Source organism: Paenibacillus sp. J22P90 (assembly GCF_059692195.1).
This window is the reverse complement of record NZ_JCAUAY010000024.1, coordinates 1-5711: the sequence shown is the minus strand read 5'-3', so window position 1 is coordinate 5711 and position 5711 is coordinate 1. Positions and strand designations below refer to the sequence as shown.

The window sequence follows — 5711 nt, the reverse complement described above, 5'->3', positions numbered from 1 at the left end:
TGATGGCGGAGGGGACCCACGCGTTCCCATCTCGAACACGACCGTTAAGCCCTCCAGCGTCGATGGTACTTGAACCGCAGGGTTCTGGGAGAGTAGAACGTTGCCAAGCAGTATCCCTTTGGGGTATTTTTTTTGCCTAAGTAGAATTGATTTGCCTTCGTGGAGGCTTAGTGAAGTGGCTAAACACGGCAGACTGTAAATCTGCTCTCTTCGAGTTCGGTGGTTCGAATCCATCAGCCTCCATACACCTTTTTAGGGGCATAGTTTAAGGGTAGAACAAAGGTCTCCAAAACCTTTGGTGTGGGTTCAATTCCTGCTGCCCCTGCCAATGTAACATCAATGGGGATTAGCCAAGCGGTAAGGCAACGGACTTTGACTCCGTCATGCCAAGGTTCAAATCCTTGATCCCCAGCCATTTTTTCTAAAATGAGTCATTAGCTCAGTTGGTAGAGCACCTGACTTTTAATCAGGGTGTCGTAGGTTCGAATCCTACATGACTCACCATTTGCCTTATTACCAGCATGCGCGTATGGCGGAATTGGCAGACGCACTAGACTTAGGATCTAGCGGGCGACCGTGGGGGTTCAAGTCCCTCTACGCGCATCAAACATCCCCAGGTTGCTGCAAAAGTAGCTTGAGGATTCCTATGCGGAAGTGGCTCAGCGGTAGAGCATCGCCTTGCCAAGGCGAGGGTCGCGGGTTCGATCCCCGTCTTCCGCTTACCTAGCGCAAGGGTCCAACAAGAACCCTCGCGCTTTTTTTTCGGGACGTAGCTCAGCTTGGTAGAGCACCTGCTTTGGGAGCAGGGGGTCGCATGTTCAAATCGTGTCGTCCCGATATCAACCACAGTACTTCATCACATGATGAGGGACTGTGTTTTTTTTGACGTCAGAAAGTGTATGTTCTTTGTTTGACCCAGGCTACTTTCATTTCTCTGTTATCCAGGGTTACTTAGTTACCTCCATGTAACTCATTTTCTAACCTGGCATGTTCGAGTATACTGATAGTGAAGTGAAAGCTAACTAACCAAGGAGGGCGAGAGTAAGTGGGTACGAATACGAAAATAGGCGGCGGAGGCTTCCACCACGTTGCACTTAGAGCGAATGATTTTGACGCGACAGTCAAGTTTTATACAGAAGGATTAGGTTTTGTGCAAAAGAATTACTGGGGCGAAGGCGATAAACGAGCTGCTTTACTGGATTCAGGTGACGGGAATTACATGGAGGTTTTTGCTGGCGGTACAGGCGAGGAGAAACCAGAAGGTTACTTCTTCCATGTTGCTTTTCGCAGTAATAATGTAGATGCGGCTGTTGAGGTAGCCGTAGCTGCTGGTGCGGTCGTGACGGTACCACCGAAAGACGCGGTCTTAGGCGTGAACCCTCCGACTCCCGTTCGCATCGCTTTTGTTAAAGGCTTAAACGGTGAGATTATTGAGTTTTTCCAAAGCACAGGAGAAAACCAACTATAACTTTTCAGGGATGAAAGGGGAATGTGACATGGCTTTTACCTTTACTTTATCGATTGGAGATGAGGCGCCTGATTTCTCATTGCCAGCTACGGATGGACAAACCTACGCGTTGAAGGATTTCAGCGATGCGAAAACGCTCGTCATCTTTTTCACCTGCAACCATTGCCCTTATGTGATCGGTTCTAATGAAGTAACACGCGAAACGGCCAATCGGTTTAAAGATAAGGGTGTACAGTTCGTTGGTATCAACGCCAACAGCGTGAACACCAAGCCAGAAGATTCCTTCGATCATATGGTATCGCACATGGATGAGCATCAATACCCATGGGTGTATCTGAGAGACGAATCGCAAGAAACAGCGTTGGCCTATGGCGCCTTGCGAACACCGCATTTTTATGTGTTTGATGAAAATCGCAAGCTAGTCTACACAGGGCGCGGCGTTGATAATCCGAAAGACGCAGCTAAAATCACCATCAACAATTTAGATAACGCGCTAGCAGAGCTTACCTCAGGTCAAGACATTACGTTACCGTTGACGAACCCAATTGGCTGTAATGTGAAATGGGACGGCAAAGACGCGCATTGGATGCCTGCTGATGCTTGTGATTTGGTGTAGCTCTACTAGTCGCCAAACTCGAAATACATAGATTTATAGAAACCAATGACCTCTCTGCGCGAGAAGGTACATTGGTTTTTTCTTGTACAACTAGCCATATAGTTAATATATGGTAAAATAATAGAGTTCACCAAATCTACTAATGGTTCGTTTTTTACTCATCAATTAATCATAGAATACCAAGCCAAAGGAGATCCATCATGTCCTTTACACAGCACTTAGTAAAGAAATATCAGCACGAATGGCGCCAAACGCAGCAGCATCCTTTTGTCCAAGAATTAGGTCAAGGAACCTTGGATCGCAACAAATTCAGATTCTATATGATTCAAGACTATTTATATTTGATCGATTATGCTAAATTGTTTGCCCTCGGTGCCATCAAGGCGCCGGATCTCCAAACGATGACTGAATTCTCAGCGTCGTTACACAACATTTTGCATGTGGAAATGGAGATTCATCGTTCGTATGCTGCTCGTTTCGAAATCACCGAGGAAGAGCTGGAGCAGGCCGAGCCATCACCGATTACGCTCGCTTACTCGCATTACATGCTGCATGTGGCGCAGAATGGCGGATTAGCGGAGTTAACGGCTGCTTTGCTGCCATGTATGTGGAGCTACTGGGAGATCGGCCGCATGCTGAACGAGATTCCAGGTGCAGCAGATCATCCCGACTATGGGGAGTGGGTGAGAGGCTACAGCTCAGACGAGTTTGGCCAACATGCTGAATGGTGCATTTCTCTAATGGATCGACTAGCTTTGGGGAAATCAGAGAGCGAGTTAGCGCGCTTGGAAACGATTTTTTTGAATACGACTCGCTACGAAACGTTGTTCTGGGAAATGTCATACCAACAGCAGATGTGGCTATAATTTTCGACAAAAGCGCAACTGAAACGCATTCATAAGCGCCCATAGAGCGAATATACATATACGGAAATCATCAAAAGTTGGTTATCAACTGGGAGGTGTTTCGTATGATTTATTGGATCTTGGCTGTGATTGTCGTGGTTGTCGGTGTGCTGATTGTCATGAGTGTAAGAAGAAGTAAATCCACAGCGCCTGATGAAGTCAAAACGCACAAGCCCTGCTCCTATTGCAACGAGGAAATCCCGATCGAGGCGCCAGTTTGCAAATACTGTAGGGGGGTTGTGGTGAGCTAGGCGAATGTCATGGTTCTGGTTAAAAAGGGGAAGAAAAAAGCAACGAGCCGTTCGCCAAGTGCGAGCCGTTCGTTGCTATTTTGTGTTTATCAGTCTTTTTTGCCGCGCCTGTTAGCATTCGCAACCGCTCACCAACGTGCCTTAGGAAATCGGACATTTCATTCACCTCATGTTGAGGTTATTGAATTCGAACCTATAATGAGATACCTATTTATGGGGATTTAAGTCGGAAATCACGCCAAAAGGGTACTTCCATAAACTAAACACCTCAAAAAGTTGGCACAATGCTTGAAAAAAGTGTAACATCTAACACATACAGCACATAGAAGGAGCATGAACCCCTTGAATACTGAATTACAGAATGAGTTACCTACCGAATTTGAAGAAATGAAAAAAGCAGCAAACCGCACATCCAATTGGAGAGAGCGTCTTGCAGCCGTTGAAGCGTTAGGGGATTATGGCGATCAACCATCCGTTCAAATCCTTAAACGTCTTATGACGAATGATTCCGTGTATGCGATTCAGGAGATGGCTTACCGCAAATTGAAGCTTTTGGGTGAAGATGTGCAGCTGCCTCCTCGTAAAAAAGGGGATTTGATTAAAGGTGTAGGTAAAATTTTACTTCGCATCAAAAAGAGCTTGCCAGAAGGTCATACCTATGAGGCTTTCAAGGAAAAGCTGCAAAAAATGAGAAGTGATGTTTATGATACGTATGAAGGTGACAAAGGCGCGGAGTTCGATCAATGGCTAGAAACGACATGGTCGGGTTTATTGAATAAATAGAAGCAACATATGGAGTGAATTTATGGCTAAGGGTAAAGGTGGAACAGGTAGAGGTACTGACAGCAAAGGCTGGAACCGGTGGAAAGCGAGCGAGAACCGGGCGAAGAGTGCCCCGAAACCCTATAAGAGCAAAGGTTTGAAAGCCGCTGCAATAGCGGCCAAGGCATCTGGTAAGACGAGTGACACGAGTAGTCCAAGTACGAAAAGCACCAAAGCTTAGCTAACAGCTAAGCCCACGAACCACCTTCGGGCATATGCCGGGGGTGGTTTTTTCATTCCAACAGGCTGTTTTTGCATCCTTCACATGACCTGTGTAAGATAGATGTAGGATATTTTTGGAGAGGTGAGAGTCATGGTATTTGGGGCGAGAGTGTGGAAAACAGGCATCGCTGTTGCATTAGCTTTATATATAAGTGCTTGGCTCGAATTCACGCCACCAGTCATTGCAGCCGTAGCAGCGATCTTTGCGATGCAGCCCTCGATTTATCGTTCATGGCGATATTTCTTAGATCAGCTGCAGACCAACATTATTGGTGCGGCTTTCGCGTTGCTGGCGGGGATGTTTTTTTCGCAAAATGTGATAGCCATTGGCATTGTATGTATTATTGTTATCATTCTAAGTTTACGTTTGCGCATGGAAGAAACGATTGGTCTAACATTAGTCACCGTAGTGGCCGTGATGGAGGCGTCGGGAGAGTGGCGTTTTGCACTTAATCGTCTATTGCTCAGTTTGATTGGGATTGGTTGTGCCTTCTTAGTGAACATACTTTTCTTTCCTCCTAAGCCCAAGGAGCAATTCGCGGCACAGATTGGTTCTATTTTCAGCAAAATGTCACTGCTCCTTCGCACGGTGATTTCGAATGAGATTAAGGAAACGGTGTTTCGTGAGGAGAAGGAGAGTCTCCGCAACAGCTTAAAGTCTTTGTCTGAGAAATACCGACTGATGGAGGAAGAAATAAAGAAGCTGAAGGGCAGCGGTTCAAAAAGAATCCGCGAACTCGTGGTGTACAAGCAGAAGCTTCTCGTGATGTCCAAAGGGCTTGAGGTACTGGAAGCTGTTGATGAGCATTATTTTCAGGCTTCGCCAAGTGCGGAAATAGATGCATGTTTTGACGATCATATGGAGAAATTGATTAAGTACCACGAACATGTTCTATTGAAGTATGATGATAAACTTAAGGATACAAGCTCGGATAGTTTGGAAATAGAGGCGGAAAATGAGCAGTTTATGGTGGATCTCATTGCACGTTACAGCGAGCAACCGAACGGTATGCTTCGACTCTCGATTGTGGCTGCGGCGATGTATGACTACGGTCATCAAATAGCGCGGCTAGATAAGCTTGTAGAGCATGATCATCGCGGGGAGATTGAAGAGAGGGAACCGCTTGAAATTTTGCTTAAAAGTATTCGTCTAAAATAGTTGGATTATAAGTTTGCATTACGAAATGGTTTGTGCTATATTATGATTCTTGCTTCGAACGGGGCAGGAATCAGCAAGCCAAACTACAGAGTCTGAACGTGTTGAATATCTTCACGAATGGATGAAATAAAATAAAGCTTGCAAATGAAAAAGCAATATGGTATATTACTTCTCGCTGCTTCGGTAACACGGCAGTGAACGAAAGAAATTGATCTTTGAAAACTGAACAACGAGTGAGTAAGCAAATCGGTTGAGCAATCAACCATTA

Annotated in this window: 7 protein-coding genes, 7 tRNA genes and 1 rRNA gene; all 15 read left to right on the top strand. The window is 45.6% G+C overall.

Annotated elements, in window-relative coordinates:
- Nucleotides 1–109, top strand: a 5S ribosomal RNA gene (gene rrf, locus AC58UX_RS32520); the annotation flags it as partial.
- A gap of 52 nt (nt 110–161) precedes the next feature.
- Nucleotides 162–243: transfer RNA gene (locus tag AC58UX_RS32515), tRNA-Tyr, on the top strand.
- Between the two features lie 11 nt (nt 244–254).
- Nucleotides 255–328, top strand: a tRNA-Trp gene (locus AC58UX_RS32510).
- Nucleotides 329–340: 12 nt separating this feature from the next.
- Nucleotides 341–415: transfer RNA gene (locus tag AC58UX_RS32505), tRNA-Gln, on the top strand.
- A 13-nt stretch (nt 416–428) separates the two neighbouring features.
- Nucleotides 429–504, top strand: a tRNA-Lys gene (locus AC58UX_RS32500).
- Between the two features lie 19 nt (nt 505–523).
- A tRNA-Leu gene (locus AC58UX_RS32495) sits at nt 524–603 on the top strand.
- Between the two features lie 45 nt (nt 604–648).
- A tRNA-Gly gene (locus tag AC58UX_RS32490) sits at nt 649–720 on the top strand.
- Nucleotides 721–763: 43 nt separating this feature from the next.
- Nucleotides 764–837: transfer RNA gene (locus AC58UX_RS32485), tRNA-Pro, on the top strand.
- 208 nt (nt 838–1045) lie between these two features.
- Entirely contained in the window at nt 1046–1468 is a 423-nt protein-coding gene (locus AC58UX_RS32480) for a VOC family protein (protein WP_497260154.1), read from the top strand.
- A gap of 28 nt (nt 1469–1496) precedes the next feature.
- On the top strand, nt 1497–2084 hold the full coding sequence (locus AC58UX_RS32475; RefSeq protein WP_497260153.1) for a thioredoxin family protein: 588 nt from the start codon (nt 1497–1499) through the stop codon (nt 2082–2084).
- Nucleotides 2085–2284: 200 nt separating this feature from the next.
- A complete protein-coding gene (tenA, locus tag AC58UX_RS32470) occupies nt 2285–2950 on the top strand; it encodes a thiaminase II (RefSeq protein ID WP_497260152.1) in 666 nt (221 codons plus the stop codon).
- A gap of 104 nt (nt 2951–3054) precedes the next feature.
- The gene (locus AC58UX_RS32465; protein WP_497260151.1) at nt 3055–3240 is read left to right on the top strand and encodes a hypothetical protein; all 186 of its coding nucleotides are present in this window, start codon (nt 3055–3057) and stop codon (nt 3238–3240) included.
- A 333-nt stretch (nt 3241–3573) separates the two neighbouring features.
- Nucleotides 3574–4023, top strand: a complete 450-nt coding sequence (locus tag AC58UX_RS32460) for a HEAT repeat domain-containing protein (RefSeq protein WP_497260150.1) — start codon at nt 3574–3576, stop codon at nt 4021–4023.
- Between the two features lie 22 nt (nt 4024–4045).
- Nucleotides 4046–4243, top strand: a complete 198-nt coding sequence (locus tag AC58UX_RS32455) for a DUF3934 family protein (RefSeq protein ID WP_497260149.1) — start codon at nt 4046–4048, stop codon at nt 4241–4243.
- Between the two features lie 132 nt (nt 4244–4375).
- On the top strand, nt 4376–5443 hold the full coding sequence (locus AC58UX_RS32450; RefSeq protein ID WP_497260148.1) for an FUSC family protein: 1068 nt from the start codon (nt 4376–4378) through the stop codon (nt 5441–5443).
- Nucleotides 5444–5711 lie beyond the last annotated feature (268 nt).